Raw genomic sequence first — 24,415 nt, forward strand, 5'->3', positions numbered from 1 at the left:
CGGTCAGGTTAGTTAGGCTGCTCACGGAAGCTAGGAGTCAGAGATGGCAGTAGCACAGTCAAAGTCAAAGAGTGCTCTGAAGAGCAAGCGCCGGGCGCGGATACGGTCCAAGATCTTCGGCACGCGCGAGCGGCCCAGGCTCTCGGTGTTCCGCTCGAACCAGGGCATCTACGCGCAGCTCATAGATGACATCGAGGGCCATACCCTGGTCGCGGCCGACTCACGCCACGTCGAGCCCGGGGAGAACCGGGTCGAGACCTCCCGCAAGGTCGGGGAGCTCGTGGCGGAGAAGGCCCTGCAGGAGGACATCGAGGCCGTGGTCTTCGACCGTGGCGGCAACACCTATCACGGACGGGTCGCCGCCCTCGCAGACGGTGCCCGTTCCGGCGGCCTCAAGCTCTAGTTCACGGTTATTTCGGTTAGGAGAAGGTATTGGGTAGACAGAGACAGGGCAGCGCTGGCGGGCGCGGCGGCCGGGGACGGGAGGACTCCGATCTGCAGGATCGGGTCGTCGAGATCCGGCGCGTTGCCAAGGTAGTCAAGGGTGGCCGGCGCTTCAACTTTTCCGCGCTGGTCGTGGTCGGCGACGGCAAGGGCCGCGTCGGCGTCGGGCTCGGCAAGGCGACCACGGTTCCGGCCGCTATAGGCAAGGGGCAGGACCGGGCCAAGGCCGAGATGTTCCAGGTGCCGATGCGGAACACCACGATTCCGCACCACATCCTCGGCAAGTTCGAGAGCTCGGAGGTGCTTCTGAAGCCGGCCTCCGAGGGTACCGGCGTTATCGCGGGCGGCGGCGTGCGCGCCGTACTGGAGCTTGCGGGCATCCGGGACGTTCTGACCAAGTCGCTGGGCTCCAACAACCCGATGAACGTGGTCAAGGCCACCGAGCAGGGTCTGAGGGAGCTCAGGAGCAAGGCCGCCATCGAGGAGACCCGGGGGGTGAAGATCACGTCATGAGCCCGCTGAAGGTAACGCAGGTAAGGAGCACCATAGACTCTGTCGGGAGTCACAAGCGTACGGTGCGGGCTCTGGGTCTGAAGCGGATCCGCGACTCGCGGGTCCACGAGGACACGCCCCAGATGCGGGGCATGATCCACAAGGTGCGCCATCTCGTGCGCGTCGAGGAAGTACAGGAGGTGGATAGCAAGTGAGGCTGGACGATCTTACACCGGCCCCGGGGTCCACGACGAGCCGCAAGCGGCTCGGCCGCGGCAAGGGCTCGGGACATGGCAAGAACGCCGGACGTGGCCACAAGGGCGCGGGTTCCCGCTCCGGGGCCACCAAGAACTCCGCGTTCGAGGGTGGCCAGATGCCGCTGCAGCGCCGGTTGCCGCGCCTGCGGGGCGAGGCCCGCGGCCAGCACACCCCGGCCAAGCCGAAGGTCTACAACCCGGTAAACGTCGGGGAGCTCGCGGAAGTATCCGGTGATACTATAGGTATCGAGGAGCTAAAGGCCGCCGGTCTCGTCGGTAAGCGTGACGAGCGGGTGAAGATACTCGGCGACGGCGAGGTAGGCAAGGCCGTGGCGGTACGAGTCCACGCGGTCAGCGGCACGGCCCGGGAGAAGATCGAGTCCGCCGGAGGCAGCGTCGAGATACTGGAGCAGTAGCTTACTATGCTAGGAGCGTTGGCGAACGCCTGGCGGGTCCCGGACCTGCGGCAGAAGCTCTTGTTTACGGCGATGATGATCGCCCTGTACCGGCTCGGGGCCTTCGTACCGCTGCCGGGCGTCTCCGAGCAGGCCCGCGAGAGCGGCCTGCAGAACACCAATGCCGTGACGGGCCTATTCTCCGCGTTTACCGGCGGGGCTTTCAACAGCCTCTCGGTCTTCGCGCTCGGGATTATGCCGTACATCACGGCGGCCATCGTCATGCAGCTAATGACGGTCGCCATCCCGAAGCTGCAGGAGCTCTCCCGCGAGGGCGAGACCGGGCAGCAGAAGATCACGCAGTACACCCGCTACTTTACGCTGGCGCTCGCGTTTATCCAGTCCATCGCGATGACCCTGTATCTCAGTTCAGGGGCGGGCGGCGTGGCCGCGCTGGCCGGGGCCGGGCCGGTAGACTACTTCCTGGTTATCGTCACCCTGACCACCGGTGTGATGCTGACGATGTGGCTCGGCGAGCTCATAAGCCAGCACGGGCTCGGGAACGGCATCTCGCTCATTATCACGGCGGCGATTATCTCCCAGGCTCCGAGGGCGATACAGAGCCTCATCGAGGGTGGCAACGTAACCGTGATCATAATACTCGGCATCCTGCTGCTGCTGGTAGTCACGGCGATAGTGTTCGTAAACGAGGGTCAGCGGCGGATCCCGATCACCTACGCAAAGAAGCAGGTCGGGCGCCGCATGAGCCAGGGCGGCACTACTTACCTGCCGATGAAGGTGAACATGGCGGGCGTCATCCCGATCATCTTCGCCTCCTCGCTGATGCTGTTCCCGGTGATACTCGGACAGATGGCGGGCGGCGGTACGGACTCGTTGTTGGGCCGGGTAGCCGCGTTCTTCGAGCCGGGTAGCATACCGTATCTGATCCCGTTCGCCGCGCTTATCATAATGTTCACCTACTTCTACACGGCGGTGCAGTTCAACCCCGTGGAGCACGCCGACAACCTGAAGAAGCAGGGCGGCTATATACCGGGCATACGTCCCGGCGAGCCGACCGCGTTGTACCTGAACGGGGTGCTGACGAGGCTCACGCTGTTCGGGGCGATCTTCCTCGCCGCCGTGGCGACCCTGCCGTACGCGATCACCGGCACGCTAAATCTGCCTCCGGGGCTGTTTATCGGGGGTACGTCTATTCTGATCGTGGTCGGCGTGTCGCTAGACTTCCTGCGGCAGCTAGAGAGTCAGCTAATGATGCGCAACTACGAAGGGTTCCTGAAGAAGAGATGAGGGGTGGATGAGAGTAATACTTCTTGGCCCCCAGGGGGCGGGGAAAGGTACGCAGGCACAACAGCTCGCCGAACAGACCGGCGCGAAGCACGTCTCCACCGGAGACCTGGTGCGGGCCGAGATCAAAGAGGGCACCGAGCTCGGGCGCAAGATCCAGGAGTACAACGACCGCGGCGAGCTGGTGCCGGATGAGATCATCGTCGAGATGGCCCGGCCGCACCTCGAAGGCGACGGCTGGCTCCTGGACGGCTTTCCGCGTAACGAGGCCCAGGCGCGCACCCTCGACGAGGGCCTCTCGGAAATGGGCCAGAGGCTGGACGGCGTGGTGGCGCTGGAGGCCCCGGATGACGAGCTGGTAGAGCGGCTCTCGGGGCGGCGCACGAGCCAGTCCACGGGCCGGATATACCACGTCGAGCACGACCCGCCGCCGGAGAACGGTCCCGACGAGGGGCCGTTCATCCAGCGCGAGGACGACGCCGAGGAGGCGATCCGTAACCGGCTCGACATTTATCACGAGCAGACCGAGCCCCTCAAGGAATACTATGACGAGCAGGGCCTGCTCGTCACGGTGGACGCCACCCGGAGCATCCCCGAGGTCACGGAGGAAGTGTTGCGGGCGCTGGGCCACGCCGCCGGCGCCGGGGATCAAAAGGGAGAGTCTTGATCGTCCGCAAGAGCAAGGGCGAGATAGAGACGATGCGCGAGAGTGGCAAGATCACGGCCGGCTGCCTCGCCGCGCTCACGGCGGCCGTCAGGCCCGGCGTAACCACCGCCGAGCTGGACGAGCTCGCTGACTCTTACATCCGCGAGCGCGAGGGCAAGCCGGAGTTCAAGGGCTATCAGGGCTTCCCTCGCTCCATCTGCGCCTCGCCGAACGCCATGATCGTGCACGGCATTCCGGGCTCATACACCCTGGACGAGGGCGACATAATCTCGCTCGACGTCGGCACCCGCTTCGAGGGCTTCGTCTCCGACAGCGCCACCACCGTGCGCGTCGGCGCGGTGTCCGAGGAGGTGGACCGTCTGCTCCAGACCACCCAGGAGTGTCTCACGGCGGCTACGGAGCAGATGCGCCCCGGTAACAAGCTCGGGGACGTCGGGTACGCGATACAGTCGCTCGCCGAGGGGCGCGGGTACGGCGTGATCCGGGACCTCGTCTCCCACGGCGTCGGAAGGCAGATGCACGAGGAGCCCCAGATCCCGAACTACGGCAAGCCTGGCAGCGGCACTCGTCTCCTACCAGGCATGACCTTCGCCATAGAGCCCATGGTCTCGCTGGGTAGCTACGAGATCGTGCTCGACGAGGAGGACGGCTGGTCCATCTACACCGCCGACGGGTCCATGGCCGCCCACTACGAGCACACCATTGCCGTGACCGAAGACGGCCCCGTGGTGCTAACCGCCCCGGCAGAAGGATAGCTTGGGGGCCGGAAGTTCCAGGAGAGTTGGGAAGAGCGTCGGCCGCGTGGTAAGATATGCGACTGCGCGTTTGACTGCGTTTGACTCCAACTGCATTCGAAAAGATCTGTCAGGCCTGTATACATAGCGGGCTCTGGCGCGGAGAGAAGAGGAGGTCCGGAGGAGGTCCTTGGCTAAAGAAGATGTCATAGAGGTAGAGGGTACGATCACGGAGGCCCTGCCCAACACGCAGTTCAGGGTGGAGCTCGAGAACGGGCACAACGTGCTGGCCCACATCTCGGGCAAGATGCGGATGAACTACATTCGGATACTCCCCGGAGACAGGGTCAAGGTCGAGCTAAGCCCCTATGATCTCAGCCGGGGGCGCATCACCTACCGGTTCAGGAATTAGAGACAGAGATTAGAAAGTTACAGGAGAGCGGAGGTAAGCGTTGAAGGTGAGGGCGAGCGTAAAACCAATCTGTGAGCGGTGCAAGGTGATCCGGCGCCGCGGCACGGTGCGGGTCATCTGTTCGAATCCCAGGCACAAGCAGAGGCAGGGCTAGTTATGGCGCGAATAGCCGGGATAGACCTCCCGAGGGAGAAGCGGGTCGAGATCGGGCTGACCTATATATATGGCATCGGCCACTCGACGGCACGCAGGATCGTGCAGGAGACCGGCGTGGACCGGAACACGAAGGTCCGGGACCTGGCCGAGGGCGAGGTCGGCTCCATCAGGAGCTACATAGACCAGAATCTAGAGGTCGAGGGCGACCTGCGCCGCGAGCAGCAGCAGAACATCCGGCGGCTGGTCGACATCGGCTGCTACCGGGGTATCCGGCATCGCCGGAGCCTGCCGGTCCGCGGGCAGCGGACAAAGACCAACGCCCGCCAGCGCAAGGGTCCGAAGCCGTCCATAGGCGGGAGGAAGAAGAGGTAGATGGGTAGACAGCGCACCAGAGGAGCCAGCCGGACGCGGCGCAAAGCCCGCAAGAATATCTCGACCGGCGTGGTCCACATAAAGAGCTCGTTCAACAACACCATCGTGAGCGTCTCCGACCAGGAGGGCAACGCCATAGCCTGGGAGTCTGCGGGTGCTCTGGGCTTCAAGGGCAGCCGCAAATCCACGCCCTACGCCGCCCAGATGACGGCAGAGAGCGTGGCGAACAAGGCGATGGATCAGGGCGTGAAGCGGGTGGACATCGAGGTCAAGGGCCACGGCTCGGGCCGCGACATGGCCGCCCGGACCTTCCAGGCCATGGGCATCGAGGTGCTCGGCATAAAGGACGTAACCGGCCAGCCGCACAACGGCTGCCGCGCCTCCAAGCGTCGTCGGGGCTAGCCAGGAGCAGAGTCGGCCCCGGCGCGCTACGCGCGTCCAGCCATACGCACACACGCAGAAAACCGTTAGAGAGCGTAAGGAGCAGCAGTGTCACGTTATCTAGGACCTAGAGGAAGGCGGGACCGCCGCGCCGGGGTGCAACTCTCCGCCATGCGGAAGAACCCGCTGGAGAGGAAGCCCTACCCGCCGGGTGAGCATGGCCGGGGCAGGATGCGCCAGACGGAGTACGGCGTCCGCCTCCTGGAGAAGCAGAAGGCCCGCTGGTACTACGGGGTATCGGAGAAGCAGTTCCACCGGACCTACGTGAAGGCGACCAGGATGCAGGGCGTCACCGGCGAGAGCCTGTTGCAGCTAATGGAGCTCCGGGTGGATAACGTGGTGTACCGGATGGGGTTCGCCTCCAGCCGGCCCCAGGCCCGGCAGCTCGTCGGCCACGGCCACTTCCAGATAAACGGTCACAAGCACGACATACCGTCCGCGGCCCTCAAGCCCGACGACGTGCTGACTGTGCGCGAGAAGAGCCGTAATCTCGCCCCGATACAGAACGCCGTCGAGGAGGTAGTCGCGGTGCCGCCGTGGTTGGAGGCCGACCACGACAACTTTACCGGGCGCGTGCTGCACGTCCCGGCCCGCGACGAGATAGACACTCCCGTCGAGGAGCAGCTCATCATCGAGTTCTACAGCCGCTAGGCTCGAAGAGCTCCGGTCGGACCAGATGGTTTGGCCGATGATCCGGGCGCTACAGAGGTGCAGGGGCCTGGAGGCATTCAAAACACGGCAGAGGGTAGAGAAAGAGTATGTTGGATATAGCGCCACCCCGTTTCAGGGTGGAAGAGGAAGAACAGAACAGGGCGGTCTTCGTCGCCGAGCCGCTCCCGAGGGGGCTGGGCCACACGCTGGGCAACTCCCTGCGGCGGGCGATGCTCTCGGGGCTTACCGGCTCCGCCGTCACCAAGGTGCGTATAGAGGGTGTCTCCCACGAGTTCTCGACGCTCGAAGGCGTCAAGGAGGACGTTGTGGACCTCATCCTCAACGTCAAGGAGCTGAAGTTCAAGCTCGAACGGGACGAGCCGATAGAGCTCGAGATCTCCAGGAGCGGGCCGGCCCAGGTTACCGCCGAGGACATAGAGCTCAAGGCCGACGTGGAGACCGTGAACCCCGACCAGTACGTCGCCAGCGTCTCGGAAGGCGGTACTCTCGAGATGCGCCTGACGGTCGAGCGGGGCCAGGGCTACGTGCGCGCCGAGCAGAACAAGTCCGACGCCGATCCCATAGGTGTGATCGCGGTAGACTCCTTGTTCTCGCCGGTCCAGAGGGTCAACTACACCGTCTCCGAGACCCGCGCCGGCTCCCGGACGGATCTCGACTCGCTCTCGATAGAGGTGTTTACCGACGGCCGCGTCGCGCCCCAGGACGCCCTACAAGAGGCCGCCAAGCAGCTTACCGAGGTTCTCGGGCTATTTACCGACGATCAGGGGGTGCAGCAGAGCGGGCAGCCCCAGGGCGGGCGCACCGGGCGTCCGGTCATAAACGACGAGCGTCCCGTGGAGGATCTGGAGCTCACCGTGCGCTCCTACAACTGTCTCAAGCGCGAGGGCGTGGACACCATCGGGCAGCTCGCGACGATGACCGAGGAAGAGCTCATGAACATCCGGAACCTCGGCATGAAGAGCGTGGACGAGATCCGCTCGAAGCTCACCGAGTACGGGTATTCCATGGAGAGTGAGGGGCTGTGAGACACGCTAAGAAGGGACGCAGGCTGGGCAAGGACTCCCAGCACCGGCGGCTGATGCTAGGCACGATGGCCGGTCAGGTCATAAGCCACGGCCGCATCAAGACCACCCCGACCCGGGCCAAGGAGGTCCGGGGCGTGGTGGACCGGCTGGTAACCATAGCCAAGCGCGACGACATCGCCTCGCGCCGGCGGGCGGCTGTAGTGGTCAAGGACAAGCAGATCGTGCGCCAGCTATTCGAGGACGTTGCGCCGGATCTGGACGACCGCAACTCCGGCTACACCCGCATCCTCAAGCTCGGCCCGCGCAAGGGCGACGGGGCGGAGCAGGTGTACCTGGAGCTGGTCAACTACGATCCGTCCCAGAGCTAGCGGCGGGCTAGCTGTAAGCCGGCGGTAAGAAGAGGTAAACGTAGCCGGCGGGAGGAAAAGTCCCGGGCTGTACGAACGGGGGGTCCGCCATTGCGGGTCCCCCATTTTGCGCTGCGAGGGGCTCCGCTTCCGCTATCCGGGTGCTGAGTCTGACGCCCTGGTTGATGTGGGATTCGGGATCCACCCCGGAGAGTACGTCGGCGTCGTCGGGGCCAACGGGGGCGGGAAGTCCACCCTGGTGCGGCTGCTGAACGGGCTGCTGATCCCGGGCTCCGGCCGGGTCGAGGTGGCCGGGTACGATCCCGCATCGCGGCCCGCCGATGTACGCCGCGTGCTGGGAATACTGTTCCAGAACCCCGACAACGGGCTCGTGGCGCCTTTCGTCGAGGACGACGTCGCGTTCGGACTGGAGAACCTCGGCGTCGAACGCTCCCGAATGCGGCAGAGGGTGGGCGAGGCCATAGCCGGGGTCGGCCTCTCGGGCTACGAGCGCCGGGAGGTCTCCACGCTCTCCGGCGGGGAGAAGCAGCGCGTCGCACTCGCCGGGCTACTGGCCGTGGAGCCCGAGATACTGGTACTCGACGAGCCGACCTCGATGCTCGACGCGGCCGGCAGGCGTGAGGTGCTGGAGCGGGTCCGCTCCCTGCGCGGGGGGCGGACCGTGTTGCACGTCACCCACCACCTCGACGAGCTACTGTACGCGGACCGGGTGCTCGTGCTCGGCGGCGGGCGCATCGTCGCCGAGACCAACCCCGCCGCGCTGGTCTCCGATCCCGAGCTGATGGCCGAGAACCGGCTCGTCGCGCCGCCAGTGCAGCGCCTGGCCGCCGCCCTTGGTCTGGAGGCGGGGGATTTCCGGGAGGCGGAGGACCTCGCAGAGGCCGTGCTGGAGCGTCTGGAGAGTACGGGGAGCGTGGGCCGGGCGTGAGGCTGGAGCTGGATAAGGTGAGCCACGTGTACGCGGCCGGCACGAGGTCGGAGAAGGCGGCGCTCCATGACGTCTCGGTCTCGGTGGAGTCGGGGGAGATGCTGGGTATCGTGGGCGGCACGGGCTCCGGCAAGAGCACTTTGGCCCAGCATTTGAACCTCTTGCTGGAGCCTACCTCCGGGCGTGTGCTAGCCGATGGCGTGGACGCCGCCACGCTGAACAGGAGCGAGCTCAGGCGGAGGGTCGGGCTCGTGTTCCAGTTCCCGGAGCAGGCGCTCTTCGCACCGACGGTAGAAGAGGACGTTGGCTTCGCGCCGCGACAGATCGGGCTCGAGACGGAGGAGACCGGGAGGCGGGTGCGGGAGGCGCTCGCCGCGCTATCCGTGGAGCACCTGTCGAGCCGCGCCCCGCACGCCCTCTCCGGTGGGGAGCGGCGCCGGGTCGCGATAGCGGGGGTGCTGGCGATGCGGCCCGAGGTTCTGGTCCTGGACGAGCCGACGGCGGGGCTGGACCCTGCAGCCCGCAGGGATCTCCTCCAGGTGCTGCGCAACATCTGGGCCGGTGGGGGCTCGGTGGTGCTCGTCTCGCACGATCTGGACGAGGTGGCCGAGGTCGCGGACCGGGTGTGCGCGCTGGAGGATGGCTCCATCCGGGCGCTCGGGACCCCGGCCGAGGTATTCTACTCCGAGCCCGGGCTGCGGCCAGAGACGGTCCGGGTGGCGTCGCGCGTCGGCGAACGGGCGCCGGAGGTCGGTCGTCCCGTGACCTACGAGCAGACGCTACGGAGCCTGGGAGAGCTGTTGGAGAGCCGGGAGGGGCGGGGGTGAGTCATCCGTGAGCTTCCGGGGGCTCGGGCAGTTCCACGCGGCCGACTCGCTGCTGCACCGTCTGGATCCCCGGGCGAAGATCCTGGCCGTGCTCCTGATCGCCGCCGGGCTGTTCTTGGTCGAATCCATAGCCGGTTTGCTCGCGGTCGGAGCTTTCGTGACGGCCCTGGTGGTGGTCGCCCGGATACCGCTCCCGGGCTTTCTGCGGATGCTGCGGCCGGTCGCCCTCGTGGTGGCGTTTACCGCGATCTTCCAGGTGCTGTTCGTGCGGGAAGGGGATCTGCTCTTCTCTCTCTGGGTGGTCGAGGTGTACTCGGGAGGGCTGCGGCTGGCGCTCTTCCTGGCGCTCAGGATACTAGTGCTCGTCGCCGCGGCCGCGCTGCTGACCGCGACTACATCCCCGATCTCGCTGACGGACGGGCTGGAGGACCTGCTTTCGCCGCTGAAAAAGCTGAGGTTCCCTTCCCACGAGGTTGCGATGATGATGACGATAGCCCTGCGCTTTATCCCGACGCTCTACGATGAGGCCCGGAAGATCACGACCGCCCAGAAGGCGCGCGGGGCGGACTTCGAGAGCGGTGGCCTGATAGGCCGGCTGCGGGCGTTGCTACCGATGCTAATACCCCTGACGGTGGGCGCGTTCGCCAGAGCCGACGAGCTGGCCGAGGCGATGGAGAGCCGGGGATACGCCGGGGGCGGGGGACGCACCCGCTACCGGGAGCTCCGCTTCGGCGCGCTTGACGCGGCCGCCCTCGTAGTAGCCGCGCTCGTCCCTCTCGGGGGCCTCCTGGGAGACCTCGTATGACGAGGTCATCCCGGCGTCTGCAAGGTTCCTGGGGCCTATGAAGCTGGCCGGCGTGGTCGAGTATGACGGCTCAGATTTCTCGGGCTGGGCAGCCCAGCCGAGCCGGCGAACCGTAGAGGACACGCTCTCGCAGGCCCTTTCGACGGTGTTGCGCCAGCCGGTAAAGCTCGCCGTGGCGGGCCGCACCGACGCCGGGGTACACGCCACCGGACAGGTCGTATCCTTTTCCGCCGACATCCCGCTCGACCCCGGAGAGATAGCCTACAAGGCGACCGCCGTAATGCCGGGGGACCTCGCGCTCAGGCGCTGTGTAGAGGCCCCCGCAGACTTCGACGCCCGCCGGTGGGCGTCGAGCCGCAGCTACGAGTACCGGGTGCTGAACGCGGCGGTCCGCTCCCCGCTGGCCTGGGGCCGCTCGGTGTATATCTCCCGCAGACTGGACGAGACGACTCTCACAGAGGCGGCGGGCAAGATCCTGGGCGAGCACAACTTCCGGGCCTTCACGCCGTCCAGGACCTACCACTCATACTTCGTCCGCCGGGTCTCGGAGTCGCGCTGGGATCGGGAGGGAGAGGAGCTGGTGTACCGCATCACCGCCAACTCGTTTCTATACGGCATGGTGAGAGCCCTGATAGGCACCATGCTGGAGGTTGCGGACGGTAAACGCTCCCCGGAGGACTTCGGACGATTGCTCGATTCCCCGGAGGCCCGGCGCAGCTCCGCCGGACCCTCCGCCCCGGCCCACGGGCTGACACTTACTGGGGTGGGCTACGAGGACGTGCCGGGGCTCTGAGTATCTCCAGACTGCGACACGGGTGAGAGGACCGGCGGAGTAGCCAACCGCAGGCGTCTCACCCGAATCACGTTTTGCGGCACGCTCCGCGTGGAGACCCCTAGGCCTGGCTGGTGCCCACGAGCGTACCCCGGACCACCATGCGCTGGCTCCAGTTGGGGCCGACACAGGTTTGCAGGGAAACGATGTTCTGACCGGTAGACTCGGCCACCCAGACGTCTGTCGGGGCGACGGTCAGGATCTCGCTCACCTGGTACTCGTAGGTCGTGCCGTTGGAGTCGGTCAGGTAGATTGGGTCTCCCATACCCATATTCGGAACCCTGGCGAACTGCTGCCAGCTACCGGTGCCGGGATAACCGTAGACGTGGGCCGCGATGAACGTGTTGGCCCCGGACTGCCACGGGAAGCCGGTGGAGGGGATCTTACCCGCGCCTGTGGCCAGGACGCCCTCGGCTATGCTGTTCGTAACCGGATCGTTCTGGATGCCCGCGGTTGGCGCGGATAGGCTCAGGGCCGTGTTTGCGGGTACGGCCGGTTGCTCCTCTTCCGCCGCCTGCTGCTCGGCGGCGCGCCTCTGGGCGGCGTCCCTCTCCTCTGCCTCGCGCTGTTCGGCTAGCTCCCGCCACCGCTGCTCCTGCGCCGCTTGCTGCTCGGCTGCCTGCTGCTCGGCTGCCTGCTGCTCTTCGTTGGCGGTCTCTTCCTCTGTTTCCTCTTTCTTGGTATCTTCCTTGGTCTTCTCTTCCTTTGTTTCTTCCTTCTTGGTCTCTTCGGTGGTCTCGGGGGACTCTGGTTCAGCCACCGTGGGGGTACTAGCCTGCTTCACTTTGGCCTGATCGTCGTTGTTTAGGGCCACCCCAATCCCTGCTGCGAGAACACCGACCAGGGCCAGCGAAGCCAGGGCTATAAGCGAATAGAGACCGATCCTGCGCAAGGTAACATCCTCCCGGTTACTCGTAGAACTATCTCCATGATCACCACTAGATTACGGACAACTATTACCACAAACGATGCCCTGGGCACAAGCTATTGAGGCCCTCCGGGGTAAACCCGCCCGATATGTTGAAAGATGCCTCAACCGGTACACACAAACATACAAAGTGTCTGTAGTATGTCTTCAGACCTACCTTTCTAGCTTTCTAGCTTTCTAGTCTTGGACTAGGCGTCTACAATAGCAACGATGGCAAACAAGGTACGGATCAAACCGGGAGGCTGGATCACGAATTACTGGATTACTCTCCTGTATATAGAGGATGGTACCGATGCAACGGGATGATCTCGGTGAGCTTTTGTCGGAGGTGGAAGGCTACATAGGTGGGCTGTTCTCTCCGCAGGACCACGCCCTCGAAGCTGCTCTGGAGGAGTCGCGGCGGGCCGGGCTGCCAGAGATACACATCTCGCCCGCGCAGGGACGCCTGATGCAGTTTCTGGCCGAGCTAGGCGGCGCGCGCCGGGTGCTGGAGATCGGGACTCTCGGCGGCTACAGCGCCATCTACCTCGCCCGGGCTTTACCGGAGGATGGGGAGATGATCTCCCTGGAGCTCGAAGAGGACCACGCCCGCGTTGCCCGCGCCAACCTGGAGCGCGCCGGTCTCGATACAAAGGTCGAGGTGCGGGTTGGGGACGCGCGCGAGTCTCTCGATAAGATTCAAGCCTCGGAAGAGGGGCCTTTCGACCTCGTGTTCATAGACGCCGACAAGGAGGCGTACCCGGAGTATCTGGATTACGCTCTGCGCCTGACCCGTCCCGGCTCCGTGATAATGGCCGACAATACCATCTGGGGCGGCGCCGTCATGGACGACTCTGACGAGGAGGGGAGCGCGCTACACGAGTTCAACCGGCGGCTCGCATCCGAAGGGCGGCTATCGGCGACCATCATACCCCTCCTGCGCGAAAGGGTGGACGGGCTGGCGGTCGCCAGGGTGATATAAAGGGTTCCACAAGGAATCTCCGGGTGTTTTCCGGCGTTTTGGTATGCTAATATCTACCGGTTTGATACTAATGCAAATCGTGTGAAACTTGGAGGGCTATGAAGAGTTACATGGCGCGGCCCCAGGGTCCGCAGGCCGTGGAACGCAAATGGTATGTGGTGGATGCCGAGGGTCAGACCCTGGGGCGGCTGGCCACGGAGTTGGCGGTTATCCTGCGTGGCAAGCACAAGCCCCAGTACACGCCGCACGTGGACACCGGCGACTTCGTGGTCGTGGTGAACGCGGACAAGGTCGTGGTGACCGGCCGCAAGGCGGACAAGAAGATCTACCACCGGCACACCGGATACCCCGGCGGTCTCAGGAAGACCAGCTACGAGGAGATGATGCGGCGCAAGCCTGCAGAGGTGCTGCGTAAGGCGGTGTTCGGGATGATGCCCAAGAACCGGCTCGCCCGGCAGCAGGCCAAAAAGCTAAAGGTGTACGCGGGGCCGGATCACCCGCACGAGGCCCAGACGCCTGAGATATACGAGGTGAGGTAAGAATGGCAGAGACCACGCAGGCGAGGAAGAGCGGGCAGGCGCTGTACTACGGCACGGGCCGCAGGAAGACCTCGGTGGCCCGCGTCAGGGTGGTGCCCGGCGACGGCAACATCACCGTCAACGGCAAGGGCTACACCGACTTCTTCCCGCGCTCGACGCATCAGATCTCAGTCCTCGCGCCGATGAAGCTGCTCGGGGCCGAAGGCCGCTACGACGTCCACGTAAAGGTCGAGGGCGGCGGCCCGACCGGACAGGCCCAGGCCGTCCAGCACGGGCTCTCGCGGGCGCTTTCGGAGGAGTCCCACGAGGCCCGCAAGGAGCTCAAGGACGCTGGGATGCTGACCCGCGACGAGCGGGCAGTGGAGCGCAAGAAGTACGGCCTCAAGAAGGCCCGCAAGCGTCCGCAGTTCTCCAAGCGCTAGATCCCCGGCCCTGAGTGGCGCTGGATACTACGTTAGATACTCTCTGAACAGTTTGCCTTACGGTCCGGTTCGTTCCGCTTCCGGGGAACCGTGGACCGTGCAGGCCCGTGGGGCCTGGAGGCTGGGATGGATCGGGCCCATTTCGTGCTCGGAGCGGTTCGTAGAGTGTGTTGGAGGCGTGTTTGGCACAGGGTCGTAGCCCCGGAGTGAAGTTCGGCACCGACGGGGTACGCGGCGTCGCCAACACCGAGCTCACCCCGGAAGACGCCCTGCGTCTCGGCTACGCCGCCGCGAGGGTCTTCGGAGGCCAGTTGCTGGTCGGGCGTGATACCCGGATCTCGGGCAGCATGCTCGCCGGGGCCCTGGCCGCGGGGGTCGCGAGCGGCGGGGGTGACGTCCTTGACGCCGGCATCCTGCCCACGCCCGGGGTAGCCGCCCTGGCCCCCAGACTCGAAGCCAGCGCGGGCGCGGTGGTCAGCGCCTCCCACAACCCGTTCCCGGATAACGGTATCAAGTTCTTCTCCGCGAGAGGCAGAAAGCTGCCGTCCGAGACCGAGCGCGAGATAGAGAGGTTCGTGGCGGAGGCCGGGGAGCCCGCCCCGGAGGTCCGCCCGACCTCGGAAGGGGTAGGGGAAGTGCGGCGGCTGGACGACGCCTCGGACCGGTACGTGGCGGGTGCTCTAAAGCTGCTCAGGCCCCGGGCGGAAGGGCTGAAGGTAAGGCTCGACTGCGCAAACGGCGCGGCATACCGCGCCGCGCCGATGCTCTTCTCCGAGCTCGGGGCCGAGGTGTCGGTCGCCGGGGCCGAGCCGACCGGGACGAACATCAACGACCGCTGCGGCTCTACCAACATAGGGGAGTTGGATGGCCGGGGGGCGGACGTCTCGTTCGCCTTCGACGGCGACGCCGACCGGGTGCTGGCGCTCGACGAGCGGGGCGAGGTCGTGGACGGGGACAGAATCATCGCTCTCCTGGCCCGGGACATGTTCGAGCGGGGTGTTCTTGCCCCCGCCGGGGCCGTGGTTACTGTGATGAGCAACCTCGGCTTCTTCAAGGCGCTGGACTCGCTCGAAATACCGTACGAGGTTACCCCGGTCGGGGACCGGCACGTCGCCGAGACCATGTACCGCGACGGCGCCTCGCTGGGAGGAGAGCAGTCCGGGCACGTTATACTCTCGGACTACGTCACCACTGGCGACGGGCTCATGACGGCGCTCGCCATCCTGGACGTGATGACGCGCACCGGCAAGCCGCTCTCGGAGCTCGCGGGGGTCATGGATGTGTACCCGCAGGAGCTGATAAACGTCCGGGTGGCGGGCACGGATCTGGCCCAGAGTCTCTCGGAGAGCGAGCGGGTCTCCGGTGCGGTGCGGGATGCCGAGTCCAGGCTCGGCTCCGAGGGCCGGATACTCCTGCGCCCGAGCGGGACAGAGCCCCTGGTGCGCGTGATGGTGGAACACGCCGACCCCGACACCTGCCGGGAGGTCTGCGAAGCGGTGGCCGGAGTCGTGGAGGCGGCGGGCTCGGGAGGTTCTGGGTCTAGAAAGACTCAAGAAGCCAAAGAGGCGAAACAGGCGAAAGAAGTGAAAGAGGAGGAAGCTTGAGGTTCGTTGGTTGCGCGCTGGCCTGGAGGCCGGGAGAGGCCGAGGACAGGACATCGTGTCTGGTGGTGCTGGACGAGCGTGGCAGCCTCGTCGCCAACTCTTTCGCCGGGAGTGCGCCTGAGATCTCCACGGCCGTGGAGGGCTACGTCGCCGAGAACGAGGGCGTGGTCGTGGCCGTGGACGCGCCGCTCTCGGTGCCGAACGCGCGTGGCACGCGTCAGGTAGAGCGGGTCCTGTCTAAAGTGGCGCTGCCCGCGTACTCCGCGAGCCGCAAGATGTTCGGCGAAGGCTCGACTTACGCCGAGGAACTCCTGGCCTCGCTGGAGGAGATCGGCATCGGTTATACCGACTATCCGTTCCTGCGCGACCGTGATCAGCGTGTCGCCGTCGAGGTAGACGCCGCGGCCACCTTGAAGGTCCTCGCCTTCGAGCGTAGCCGGGAAGGGTCCGGCAACCGCTCCGGCGGCAAAAATGGCCGCAGTGGCCACGGCGAGAAGAAGAATGGCGCTCAGGAGCCGGAGGACCCCGAGCAACGCCTGCGCGAGATGCAGGAGATCAAGCTCCGCAAGGGAAACAAGGAGGCCCGGGCCGTCGCTATCCGGGAGGCCGTGGAGCTTCTGTGGAACACGCCCGGTCTCAGGCTGCGCACCAACAGCCTCACCGCCGACCTGGACGCTCCGGAGAACCTGGACCTCTCCCGGCTGGAGATCTCCCAGAGCCTCTCCCACGCCCAGCTCGACCGGGCCGTAAGCCTCGTGGAGGGTACGCTCGCCGCCTACACCGCCTACCGGCACTGGAAGGGCCGCGACGGCTCCCTCGTCGTCGGCGCGGGAGACCAGGGCTCGCTGCTCCTGCCCGCCGGACCGCGGCTGCACGAGCGGGTGGCTGAGGAGTGCCGGACGGCGAAGATCCCGTTCGTCTAATGGGTAGTTCGTCTGGTGAATAACTGATGGGGCTGACCGTCAGGATAATACCCTGCCTCGACGTCGACGCCGGGCGGGTCGTGAAAGGTACCCAGTTCGAAAACCTCCGTGACGCCGGGGACCCGGTCGAGCTCGCCGCCCGCTACGACGCCGCAGGGGCGGACGAGATCGTGTTCTACGACATCACCGCCTCGGCGGAGCAGCGGGACACGGCGACCGCCCTCGCCCGTGCGGCCGCGGAAGAGGTCTTCATCCCGTACACGATAGGCGGGGGGGTGCGTACCCCGGACGACATGCGCTCCATGCTGCGCGCGGGTGCGGACAAGGTCTCCATAAACTCCGCCGCCGTGCGGACGCCAGAGATAATAGACGAGGGCGCGGCCCGCTTCGGCAGCCAGTGCGTAGTCCTCAGCGTGGACGTGAAGCGCAGCGAGAGCGACGAAAGCATCGGAGAACGGCCTGAATCCCCGCCGAGCTGGGAGGTGTACCTCAACGGTGGTCGGGTAAACACGGGCCTGGACGCCGTCGAGTGGCTCGTAGAGGGCGAGCGTCGCGGGGCCGGGGAGTTCGTGCTGAACAGCATGGACTCCGACGGCATGGAAACCGGCTACGACCTGGACCTGATCTCCGAGGTCGCCGCCCGCACAGAGGCCCCGATCATAGCCTCCGGTGGGGCCGGCAGCCCGGAGCACATGGTCGCGGCCGTGAAGGCCGGCGCGGGGGCGGTGCTGGCCGCCAGCATCTTCCACTTCGGTGAGTACACGATAGCGGACGTAAAACACGAGCTGGACGCGGCGGGGATACCCGTTAGATGAGGTCGTTGGATTCATTGAGGTCGTTTGAATTGTATAAAGCTCAAGGTGAAGGTTAGATGGACAAGCTAGACGAGCTACGCTTCGACGAGACGGGGCTTGCGCCGGTGGTAATGCAGGACGCCGGGACCGGCGAGGTGCTGACCCTGGCCTACGCCAGCCGCGAGGCCGTCGAGAAGACGCTGGAGAGCGGCGAGGCGCATTTCTACTCGCGCTCGCGCGGGGCGCTGTGGCGCAAGGGCGAGACTAGCGGCAACACCCAGAAGGTGGCCGAGGTCCGGCTGGACTGCGACTCGGACTCCTTGCTCTACAAGGTCCATCCGGAAGGCCCCGCCTGTCACACGGGCGAGCATAGCTGCTTCTACACCACGCTCGCGGGTGAGGGCGTGGGGGTCGAGAAAAGCCCTGCCGGGACTGAAACGGCGGGGGAGATGCTCGACCGGCTAGCCGCCACCGTCTCCGCCCGGCGCGGCTCTTCCCCGGAGGAGTCGTACACCGCCAAGCTCCTCGCCAGCGGCACGAACCGTGTCGCCCAGAAGGTCGGAGAGGAGTCGGTGGAGGTCGTGATCTCTGCCATGTCGGACGACCGGTTGGCTGAGGAGTCCGCCGACCTCCTGTACCATCTGATGGTTCTCCTGGAGGAGCGCGGCGTGGGCTTCGAGAGGGTCGGCGAGGTGCTGCGTGACCGGCACCGCTAGTGGTGGTTAGGGGCACCGCGCCGGAGCTGACGCCCTCTCTCGGTGAGGCCCGAAAGCTCGCCCGGGAGTACGACGTCGTGCCGGTGTACCGGGAGTTTATCGGGGATCTTGAGACCCCCATATCCGCGCTGATGAAGTTCTCCGACGAGGAGAGCTTTTTCTTGCTCGAGAGTGCGGAGGCCGCCGAGCGGTTCGGCCGCTACTCATTCCTGGGCTTCGACCCGAAGCGCACCCTAACCTACCGCGACGGGGCGTATACCGTAGTAGACGCCGACGGGGTGCGCGAGGTGCCCGCAGAGGACCCTTTCCGGGGGCTGGCCGAGATCCTGGGCGTGAGGAGCGTCGCGCCTCTGGAGAACCTCCCGGTCTTCGTCGGAGGCGCGGTGGGGTTCTTCTCCTACGACGCGGTACGCTACGTCGAGCGCCTGCCGGATGGCTCCGCGCCGCCGGACGACCTCGACGTGCCCGAGGCCTGCTTCGCCGTTACGGACACCCTGGTGGTCTTCGACCACCTGCGGCACAAGGTGCTCGTGATCTCACTTGTGGACGCGGGATCTCTACGTGACGTCGAGGGTGAAGGTTTCGTGACCGCCTATCGCCGGGCCTCCGACGACATCCGGCGCGTCGCCGAGCGGCTCGCCGCCCCCACGCCCCGAACCAGCCTCTCCGGCGGAAGCTTGAAGCCTGGCTTCGACCTCGGCTCGGCCGACTCGACCTTCACCCGCGCCGGGTACGCGGAGGCCGTCGAGAGGGCCAAGGAGTACATCCGGGCCGGCGACGCCTTCCAGGTGGTGCCCTCGCAAAGGTTCTCGGCCGGGGTGGGGGATCTCGATCCCCTGCTGCTCTACCGGGGGCTCAGGACGGTCAATCCCTCGCCGTACATGACGTATCTCAAGCTCGGGGATCTAGCGCTCGTGGGGGCCTCGCCGGAGCCTCTGGTCCGGGCAGAGGGCGGCCGGGTGATGACGCGGCCCGTCGCCGGCACCAGGTGGCGCGGCGCGGACGCCGCGGAAGACGAGGCTCTCGCTGCGGAGCTACTCGCCGACGACAAGGAACTGGCCGAGCACGTGATGCTCGTGGACCTGGGCCGCAACGACCTCGGGCGGGTGTGCGAGGTCGGTAGCGTGGAGCTTGAGCGGTTCATGCAGGTCGAGCGTTACTCACACGTAATGCACATCGTCTCCACGGTGGAGGGTAACCTGCGGGCCGGGCTAAACGCTCTCGACGCCCTGGCCGCCGCCTTCCCCGCCGGCACGGTCTCCGGCGCGCCCAAGGTGCGGGCGATGGAGATCATAGACGAGCTCGAACCCACCCGCCGCGGCCCCTACGCCGGAGCCACCGGCTACTACGGAGTGGACGGACGCCTGGATACTTGCATAACCCTCCGAACCGCACTCCTCAAAGACGGCGCCGTCTACTTCCAGTCCGGCGGCGGCGTCGTGGCCGACTCGGACCCCGTCGCCGAGTACGAGGAGTCCCGAAACAAGGCCCGGGCCATCGCCCGAGCCCTGGAGGTTGCCGCGAGCCCTGGCCTCTGGCTATAGCCCCGAGCCACAGCCCCGGACGAACTTCTGCATAAACTTCAAGTAAATGGTTTAACCTCCGGTTGCATGCGATTGATTTCGGCGTAGGTGATCCGATCGGGAGCTGGAGACTGCTGCTGTTTCACGATCCGTATACCACTCTTACGTGACCGGGGCTTACCAGGCTTACCGGGGCGCCTGATCGAGGCCCCCGGAAAGAGCATAGAAAAGAGCCGCCGCGCATTACGAAGACGCGGCGGCTCTTGCGCTGGGGGTGGCTAGAGTCCTAGCTTCTCGCTGATCTTCTGCTGGTCGAAGCCTATTATGACCTCGCCGTCTATAACGGTCGTCGGGGTGGCCTGAGAGTTCATCGCGACCATCTCCTGCATGGCGTCGAGGTCGCTGCGGATGTCCTTCTCCGTATACTCCACGCCGTTTCGAGATAGAAACTCCATCTCCTGGTGGCAGGAGGGTCAACCGGGCTGGTGGTAGACAACCACTTCGTGGTCGGCCATATCTGCTCCTTTGCGATTACTACATTGCGGTTCCAATGCTATCACCCGTATGGGCTACACTAACCGCCGTGTCTACGGGGGAGGAGAAAAATCGTAAACGCTGAACGCGTAAGGGCAAAGGTCACCTCGGCGTCTGGGACCCGACCGGAGGGGAGCGCCGGGAGGGGAGTGGTCTGCCGGTCGATCAGGGCGCGGAAGAGGTGCGTTTGCGGCTGTTCTCTCCCGGGGATGGGCTCCGGGAGATAGGCCGTGGGGAGCTGGGAGAGGCGCTCGCAGACGGCGACTCGGCGGTGTGGATCGACCTCCTGAGACCCAGGGAGAGTCGCGCGGGCTCTTGACGCAAGGGCTCGGCCTCGGGCCGCTGGTGGTCGAGGACTGCCTGTCTCCGTTGCGGATGCCCAAGATGGACGCCTCTGGCGGCGGCGCGTTCGTGGCCGCGTTCGCCGTGCGGCTAGACCGCGAAACGCCCCCGGCGCACTTGCGGGCTGTGGAGTTGGATCTCGTGATCGGCGAAAACTACCTCGTGACCGTGCGCGACGGCCCGGTGCGCGAGATAGAGGAGGGGTTAGAGCTCAGGTTGAGGTCTATGGGGGACGAGGCTTGGAGCGCGGGCTGCGGAGGGGGCTCCGGCGAGCGGCTCGCCCACGCCGCCCTGGATGCTCTGGTGGACGGGCATTTGCCGGGGTTGGTTAGCGTCGCCACCACCGCGGAAGAGCTCGAAGAAGGCCTGGACCCCCGGAACGAGCGGGCCTCGACCGCCGCGTTGGAGAATCTGATCCTGCTCCGACGCGATCTGTCCGCATTTCGGAGGCTGGCCGTGGCGCAGCAAGAGTCTCTGAAGCGGTTGGGGCGCTGGCCGCGGAGCCAGCGGGGTCGCCTTTCGGACGTGGCGGACAACCAGCGGGAGGCCGTGGACATGGGCGACGCCACCCGGGACTACGTGGACGGCGCGGTGGAGTCCTACCGCATGCGCCGAGATGAGCGTTCCGAGGTCGGAATCCGCCGGCTCACGGTGCTGGCCGGGATCATCGGCCCGCTGACGCTGCTCGCCGGATGGTGGGGGGCAAACTTCGAGAGCATCCCCGGCTCCGGCTCGGAGTGGGGCTTCACGATCTTCGTCGGGGTGCAGCTAGTGTTCGTGGCCCTCGCGGTGTGGCTGATGAGCCGGCGCGGGCTACTATAGGCTGCTGTGAGGCGCCACGATACGAAAGGCCGGTCTGGCGGCTTTCGCGGGCTCGCGAGCTCCGTAGCGTGAGCCTTACTCGCTGGGGATCTGGAGCCGCCGGCGTCCCGGTCCGGGGCGTGACTCCGAAGGGCCTTGATGCGGCGGGCCAAAGCGTTTGTGGTCCGTTATACTCAGCGGCATGTTGGCAGTAATCCTTGTATTGATCGGGTATCTGGTAGGGGCCATCCCCACGGGTTATCTGGTGTGCCGGGCGCTCGGGGTGGACCTGCGCACGGTCGGCAGCGGTAACATCGGCACGGCGAACGCCTACCGGGCGGCGGGGAAGAAGGCTTTCGTCGCCACCCTGGTCGGTGATCTGCTCAAGGGCCTCGCGCCGGTCGTTTTCGCCCGGTTGCTCACGGACAACGACTGGGTAGTGGCGGCGGTGGCTCTCGCCGCGTTAATCGGGCACTGCTGGCCGGTGTATCTCGGGTTCAAGGGGGGCAAGGCCGTGGCGACCGCCGCCGGCACCTCGATAGGGCTCGCCCCGCCGGTCGGCCTCCTGATGTTCGTGGTGTGGTGGGCCGTGGTGCTGGTCAGCCGCTATACCTCGCTGGCTGCGCTGGTGCTGGCCGTGATCGGACCCTTGCTGTTTATCGTCACCGGGCAGCCCGTGGCCTACCTGGTGTACGCGGCCTGCGCCTGCATCCTGATAGTCGAGCGTCACAAGGGCAACGTGAAGGCGCTCTTGAACGGCACCGAAAGAAAGTTCGGAGCCTCTAAATCCGGAACATCCCGTACGTCTAAAACATCCAAGAGTCCCGCCGGAAAGGGTTGAGTTAGATATTGTCTGTTGGAGCCGCTGAAGATGGATCCGTGGCCGGTGGTGCGCTGGACGGGGGCCTTAACGAGGTCTACCGGGGCAAGAATGTCCTGCTCACGGGCGGCACGGGTTTCGTCGGGACGGCGCTGGTCGAGAAGGCGCTCAGGAGCCTGCCCGACCTCGGCCGGCTGTATCTGCTCGTAAGGCCCGCGGGGTCCAAGACCGCCGCCGAACGCTTTGACCAAGACGTGCTCGGCTCGCCGGCCTTTGGGCGGCTGCGCGAGTGTTTCGGCGAGGACTTTGACGAGCGGGTGTGGAGCAAGCTGAGGATCGTTGCGGGCGACGTACACGCCCCCTCCGCCGGGCTCGGGGAGGATGATCTCGCCGAGCTCTCAAGGGAGGTGGACGTCGTGATCCACTCCGCCGCCTCGGTCGTCTTCGACGCGCCGCTGGACGCCGCGCTCGACTCCAACGTGGACGGCACGCTCGGGATGCTGGGGCTGGCCCGGGGCTGGGAGCGGAGCCCACTTTTCGTCCACGTCTCGACGGCCTACACCGCCGGTAAGCGCAGCGGGCTCGTCGAAGAAGAGACCCCGGGAGCATACTCCCCGAACGGCACCCCGATAGACGCCGCCAGCGAGGTGGCCTCGCTCCGGCGGGTAGTCGAGGAGGTCGAGCGCGCCTCGCGCGAGAAGGGTGTCACGGATCGTCTCAGAGATGAAGCGCGGCGTGACGTCTCTGACTCTTCCGGCGAGACCAGGGAGAAGAAGGCCGAGGAGCTTCGTCTGGAGTGGGTGCGCGAACGCCTTGTCGAGCGCGGCAACAGCCGGGCTTCGGAGCTCGGCTGGCACGACGTGTATACGTTTACCAAGTCACTGGCCGAGCGGCGGGTGCTGGCCGAGCGCGGGGATCTGCCGGTCGTGATCCTGCGACCGGCGATCATCGAGAGCAGCCACCGTGAGCCTTACCCGGGTTGGATCCAGGGCACCCGCATGGCAGACCCCATAATCATGGCCTACGGGCGCGGGCTACTCCAGGAGTTCCCCGGCGACCCCGAGAGCCAGGTGGACGTGGTGCCAGTGGATCACGTCGTAAACGCTACCCTGGCCGTTGGGGCGCTGCGCCCCGATACTCCCGAGGTGTTCCAGGTAGCCTCCGGCGACCGCAACCCGCTCAAGTACCGGGAGTTCTACGAGCATGTCCGGGACTACTTCACCGAGAACCCGATGCGCGACTCCGGCGGGCGCCCGATACAGGCCCCCGAGTGGAGCTTCCCGGGCCGCCGCGCCGTCGAGGGCCGCCTCAAGGCGGAGCTCATAGGGCTCTCTCTCGGAAACAAACTCGCCGCCCGCCTGCCGGACGGCCACCTCGTGGCCGACCTCCGGGGCCGCATGACCCGCGCCGAGAAGCGCGCCAGGATGAACCTCTACTACAGCAGCATCTACGGTGGATACGCCAACGTCGCCGCCATATTCTCCACGAAGAGAACCATAAGCCTGTACCGCAGGTTGAATGAGAGTGACCGGCAGGAGTTCCCGTTCGACATCACGGAGCTCCACTGGGGGCGCTGGCTGCGGGAGACGCACCTGCCCGCGCTGACCACGAGGCCGGATCGCAAGAAGCGCCGGGCGAAAGAGGAGGGCGGCGAGGTGGCCGCGATCTTCGACGTGGACGGCACCATGCTGCGCTCCAACGTCGTCGTGAGCTACGCGATGCTCAGGATGCAGGAGATGCCGCGGGCGCTGCGTCCCGTGTGGATGCTGCAGTTCCTGGCCCGGGTGCCGTACTACTGGGGCCTGGATCAGCTCAGCCGCGCCCATTTCAACCGCGCCTTCTACAAGAACTACGCCGGGTGGACCCCGGAGCGGGCCCGGCGGCTGGCCAAGGGCCGCTTCGCCGAGCACACCCTGGAGAAGATGTACCCCGAGGCGCTGGAGAACCTGCGCGAGCACCACCGCCAGGGCCACCGGGTCGTGATCCTGTCGGGCGCGCTGGACTTCGTGCTCGAACCCCTCGGCGATCTGGCCGACGACGTGCTCTGTGCCAGCCTCAAGCAAGAGGACGGCGTGTACACCGGTGAGATCTCGGGCCCACCCGTAGCCGGAGACGCCCGGGCCAGAATGCTCGCCTCCTTCGCCCGCAAGCAGGGCATAGACCTCTCACGGTCCTACGCCTACGCCGACTCCATCTCCGACCTGCCGATGATGGAGGCCGTGGGAAACCCCGTAGCCGTGAACCCAGACCGCCGTCTAGCCGCCGCGGCCAGGGGCAAGGGCTGGGAGGTCCGGCGCTGGGAAAACGGAGCCGGAGGCCCCGAGTAGCGAGAGTCTCGGGAGAAAGAGGCGGCGCGGTGACCCGCTCCCCGCCACC

At 66.0% G+C, this 24,415-nt stretch carries 31 protein-coding genes and 1 pseudogene; 30 read left to right on the top strand and 2 right to left on the bottom strand.

Going from position 1 to position 24,415, the window contains the following annotated elements; translation table 11 throughout:
* Nucleotides 1–43 precede the first annotated feature (43 nt).
* From rplR to truA, 18 genes are all read left to right on the top strand, one after another.
* Nucleotides 44–403 (top strand): 50S ribosomal protein L18, encoded by a 360-nt coding sequence (gene rplR / locus ABD53_RS01395; protein ID WP_047863913.1) that lies wholly within the window; start codon nucleotides 44–46, stop codon nucleotides 401–403.
* Nucleotides 404–432: 29 nt separating this feature from the next.
* On the top strand, nucleotides 433–957 hold the full coding sequence (gene rpsE, locus ABD53_RS01400; RefSeq protein ID WP_047863914.1) for a 30S ribosomal protein S5: 525 nt from the start codon (nucleotides 433–435) through the stop codon (nucleotides 955–957).
* Nucleotides 954–1,151: a 50S ribosomal protein L30 gene (gene rpmD / locus ABD53_RS01405; RefSeq protein WP_047863915.1), complete on the top strand. Its 198-nt coding sequence runs from the start codon at nucleotides 954–956 to the stop codon at nucleotides 1,149–1,151. The genes rpsE and rpmD overlap by 4 nt, the downstream gene beginning before the upstream one ends.
* A complete protein-coding gene (gene rplO / locus ABD53_RS01410) occupies nucleotides 1,148–1,609 on the top strand; it encodes a 50S ribosomal protein L15 (protein ID WP_047863916.1) in 462 nt (153 codons plus the stop codon). Before rpmD ends, rplO begins: the two co-directional genes overlap by 4 nt.
* Nucleotides 1,610–1,615: 6 nt before the next feature.
* A complete protein-coding gene (gene secY, locus ABD53_RS01415) occupies nucleotides 1,616–2,896 on the top strand; it encodes a preprotein translocase subunit SecY (protein WP_047863917.1) in 1,281 nt (426 codons plus the stop codon).
* Nucleotides 2,897–2,903: 7 nt separating this feature from the next.
* Complete coding sequence (locus tag ABD53_RS01420) at nucleotides 2,904–3,560, top strand: adenylate kinase (RefSeq protein ID WP_047863918.1); 657 nt, start codon at nucleotides 2,904–2,906, stop codon at nucleotides 3,558–3,560.
* The gene (gene map, locus ABD53_RS01425; RefSeq protein ID WP_047863919.1) at nucleotides 3,557–4,315 is read left to right on the top strand and encodes a type I methionyl aminopeptidase; all 759 of its coding nucleotides are present in this window, start codon (nucleotides 3,557–3,559) and stop codon (nucleotides 4,313–4,315) included. The genes ABD53_RS01420 and map overlap by 4 nt, the downstream gene beginning before the upstream one ends.
* Nucleotides 4,316–4,484: 169 nt before the next feature.
* Entirely contained in the window at nucleotides 4,485–4,706 is a 222-nt protein-coding gene (gene infA / locus ABD53_RS01430; RefSeq protein ID WP_047863920.1) for a translation initiation factor IF-1, read from the top strand.
* 40 nt (nucleotides 4,707–4,746) lie between these two features.
* On the top strand, nucleotides 4,747–4,860 hold the full coding sequence (rpmJ, locus tag ABD53_RS16320) for a 50S ribosomal protein L36 (protein WP_084709147.1): 114 nt from the start codon (nucleotides 4,747–4,749) through the stop codon (nucleotides 4,858–4,860).
* A 2-nt stretch (nucleotides 4,861–4,862) separates the two neighbouring features.
* Nucleotides 4,863–5,234, top strand: a complete 372-nt coding sequence (rpsM, locus tag ABD53_RS01435) for a 30S ribosomal protein S13 (protein WP_047863921.1) — start codon at nucleotides 4,863–4,865, stop codon at nucleotides 5,232–5,234.
* The gene (gene rpsK, locus ABD53_RS01440) at nucleotides 5,235–5,636 is read left to right on the top strand and encodes a 30S ribosomal protein S11 (protein WP_047863922.1); all 402 of its coding nucleotides are present in this window, start codon (nucleotides 5,235–5,237) and stop codon (nucleotides 5,634–5,636) included.
* A gap of 87 nt (nucleotides 5,637–5,723) precedes the next feature.
* Complete coding sequence (gene rpsD, locus ABD53_RS01445; protein ID WP_047863923.1) at nucleotides 5,724–6,326, top strand: 30S ribosomal protein S4; 603 nt, start codon at nucleotides 5,724–5,726, stop codon at nucleotides 6,324–6,326.
* A gap of 107 nt (nucleotides 6,327–6,433) precedes the next feature.
* Nucleotides 6,434–7,372, top strand: a complete 939-nt coding sequence (locus tag ABD53_RS01450) for a DNA-directed RNA polymerase subunit alpha (RefSeq protein ID WP_047863924.1) — start codon at nucleotides 6,434–6,436, stop codon at nucleotides 7,370–7,372.
* Complete coding sequence (gene rplQ / locus ABD53_RS01455; RefSeq protein ID WP_047863925.1) at nucleotides 7,369–7,740, top strand: 50S ribosomal protein L17; 372 nt, start codon at nucleotides 7,369–7,371, stop codon at nucleotides 7,738–7,740. The genes ABD53_RS01450 and rplQ overlap by 4 nt, the downstream gene beginning before the upstream one ends.
* 106 nt (nucleotides 7,741–7,846) lie before the next feature.
* Nucleotides 7,847–8,668, top strand: coding sequence for an ATP-binding cassette domain-containing protein (locus ABD53_RS01460; protein WP_235401220.1), 822 nt, complete (start codon nucleotides 7,847–7,849; stop codon nucleotides 8,666–8,668).
* Nucleotides 8,665–9,495, top strand: coding sequence for an ATP-binding cassette domain-containing protein (locus tag ABD53_RS01465; RefSeq protein ID WP_047863927.1), 831 nt, complete (start codon nucleotides 8,665–8,667; stop codon nucleotides 9,493–9,495). The genes ABD53_RS01460 and ABD53_RS01465 overlap by 4 nt, the downstream gene beginning before the upstream one ends.
* A 7-nt stretch (nucleotides 9,496–9,502) precedes the next feature.
* Nucleotides 9,503–10,300, top strand: a complete 798-nt coding sequence (locus ABD53_RS01470) for an energy-coupling factor transporter transmembrane component T family protein (RefSeq protein ID WP_047863928.1) — start codon at nucleotides 9,503–9,505, stop codon at nucleotides 10,298–10,300.
* A gap of 37 nt (nucleotides 10,301–10,337) precedes the next feature.
* The gene (gene truA, locus ABD53_RS01475) at nucleotides 10,338–11,093 is read left to right on the top strand and encodes a tRNA pseudouridine(38-40) synthase TruA (RefSeq protein ID WP_047863929.1); all 756 of its coding nucleotides are present in this window, start codon (nucleotides 10,338–10,340) and stop codon (nucleotides 11,091–11,093) included.
* 100 nt (nucleotides 11,094–11,193) lie between these two features.
* Here truA and ABD53_RS01480 read toward each other — a convergent pair whose 3' ends face one another.
* Entirely contained in the window at nucleotides 11,194–12,024 is an 831-nt protein-coding gene (locus tag ABD53_RS01480; protein ID WP_047863930.1) for a sortase, read from the bottom strand.
* 328 nt (nucleotides 12,025–12,352) lie between these two features.
* On the opposite strand from ABD53_RS01480, the gene ABD53_RS01485 reads away from it, so the two are divergent.
* From ABD53_RS01485 to trpE, 8 genes are all read left to right on the top strand, one after another.
* Nucleotides 12,353–13,021, top strand: coding sequence for an O-methyltransferase (locus ABD53_RS01485; protein WP_047863931.1), 669 nt, complete (start codon nucleotides 12,353–12,355; stop codon nucleotides 13,019–13,021).
* 98 nt (nucleotides 13,022–13,119) lie between these two features.
* Complete coding sequence (gene rplM / locus ABD53_RS01490; RefSeq protein WP_047863932.1) at nucleotides 13,120–13,560, top strand: 50S ribosomal protein L13; 441 nt, start codon at nucleotides 13,120–13,122, stop codon at nucleotides 13,558–13,560.
* A gap of 2 nt (nucleotides 13,561–13,562) precedes the next feature.
* Nucleotides 13,563–13,982, top strand: a complete 420-nt coding sequence (rpsI, locus tag ABD53_RS01495) for a 30S ribosomal protein S9 (protein ID WP_047863933.1) — start codon at nucleotides 13,563–13,565, stop codon at nucleotides 13,980–13,982.
* 182 nt (nucleotides 13,983–14,164) lie between these two features.
* Nucleotides 14,165–15,586, top strand: a complete 1,422-nt coding sequence (gene glmM, locus ABD53_RS01500) for a phosphoglucosamine mutase (protein ID WP_235401223.1) — start codon at nucleotides 14,165–14,167, stop codon at nucleotides 15,584–15,586.
* Nucleotides 15,583–16,509 (top strand): DUF429 domain-containing protein, encoded by a 927-nt coding sequence (locus ABD53_RS01505; protein ID WP_047863934.1) that lies wholly within the window; start codon nucleotides 15,583–15,585, stop codon nucleotides 16,507–16,509. The genes glmM and ABD53_RS01505 overlap by 4 nt, the downstream gene beginning before the upstream one ends.
* Before the next feature lie 26 nt (nucleotides 16,510–16,535).
* A complete protein-coding gene (hisF, locus tag ABD53_RS01510) occupies nucleotides 16,536–17,324 on the top strand; it encodes an imidazole glycerol phosphate synthase subunit HisF (protein ID WP_047863935.1) in 789 nt (262 codons plus the stop codon).
* A 56-nt stretch (nucleotides 17,325–17,380) separates the two neighbouring features.
* The gene (gene hisIE, locus ABD53_RS01515; RefSeq protein WP_047863936.1) at nucleotides 17,381–18,019 is read left to right on the top strand and encodes a bifunctional phosphoribosyl-AMP cyclohydrolase/phosphoribosyl-ATP diphosphatase HisIE; all 639 of its coding nucleotides are present in this window, start codon (nucleotides 17,381–17,383) and stop codon (nucleotides 18,017–18,019) included.
* A complete protein-coding gene (gene trpE, locus ABD53_RS01520; RefSeq protein WP_235401225.1) occupies nucleotides 18,019–19,563 on the top strand; it encodes an anthranilate synthase component I in 1,545 nt (514 codons plus the stop codon). Before hisIE ends, trpE begins: the two co-directional genes overlap by 1 nt.
* 257 nt (nucleotides 19,564–19,820) lie before the next feature.
* Here trpE and ABD53_RS16325 read toward each other — a convergent pair.
* A pseudogene (locus tag ABD53_RS16325) lies at nucleotides 19,821–20,003 on the bottom strand (glutaredoxin family protein); the annotation flags it as partial.
* Nucleotides 20,004–20,263: 260 nt separating this feature from the next.
* Here ABD53_RS16325 and ABD53_RS17760 point away from each other — a divergent pair.
* The 4 genes from ABD53_RS17760 to ABD53_RS01535 all read left to right on the top strand — a co-directional run bounded on the left by ABD53_RS17760 (nucleotide 20,264) and on the right by ABD53_RS01535 (nucleotide 24,366).
* The gene (locus ABD53_RS17760) at nucleotides 20,264–20,395 is read left to right on the top strand and encodes a hypothetical protein (RefSeq protein ID WP_268778260.1); all 132 of its coding nucleotides are present in this window, start codon (nucleotides 20,264–20,266) and stop codon (nucleotides 20,393–20,395) included.
* Nucleotides 20,392–21,240, top strand: a complete 849-nt coding sequence (locus tag ABD53_RS01525; RefSeq protein ID WP_047863937.1) for a magnesium transporter CorA family protein — start codon at nucleotides 20,392–20,394, stop codon at nucleotides 21,238–21,240. Before ABD53_RS17760 ends, ABD53_RS01525 begins: the two co-directional genes overlap by 4 nt.
* A 181-nt stretch (nucleotides 21,241–21,421) precedes the next feature.
* Nucleotides 21,422–22,060, top strand: a complete 639-nt coding sequence (gene plsY, locus ABD53_RS01530) for a glycerol-3-phosphate 1-O-acyltransferase PlsY (protein WP_047864136.1) — start codon at nucleotides 21,422–21,424, stop codon at nucleotides 22,058–22,060.
* Nucleotides 22,061–22,098: 38 nt separating this feature from the next.
* On the top strand, nucleotides 22,099–24,366 hold the full coding sequence (locus ABD53_RS01535) for an HAD-IB family hydrolase (protein WP_047863938.1): 2,268 nt from the start codon (nucleotides 22,099–22,101) through the stop codon (nucleotides 24,364–24,366).
* Nucleotides 24,367–24,415 lie beyond the last annotated feature (49 nt).

The sequence above is a fragment of the Rubrobacter aplysinae genome (genome assembly GCF_001029505.1).
Lineage (GTDB): Bacteria > Actinomycetota > Rubrobacteria > Rubrobacterales > Rubrobacteraceae > Rubrobacter_A > Rubrobacter_A aplysinae.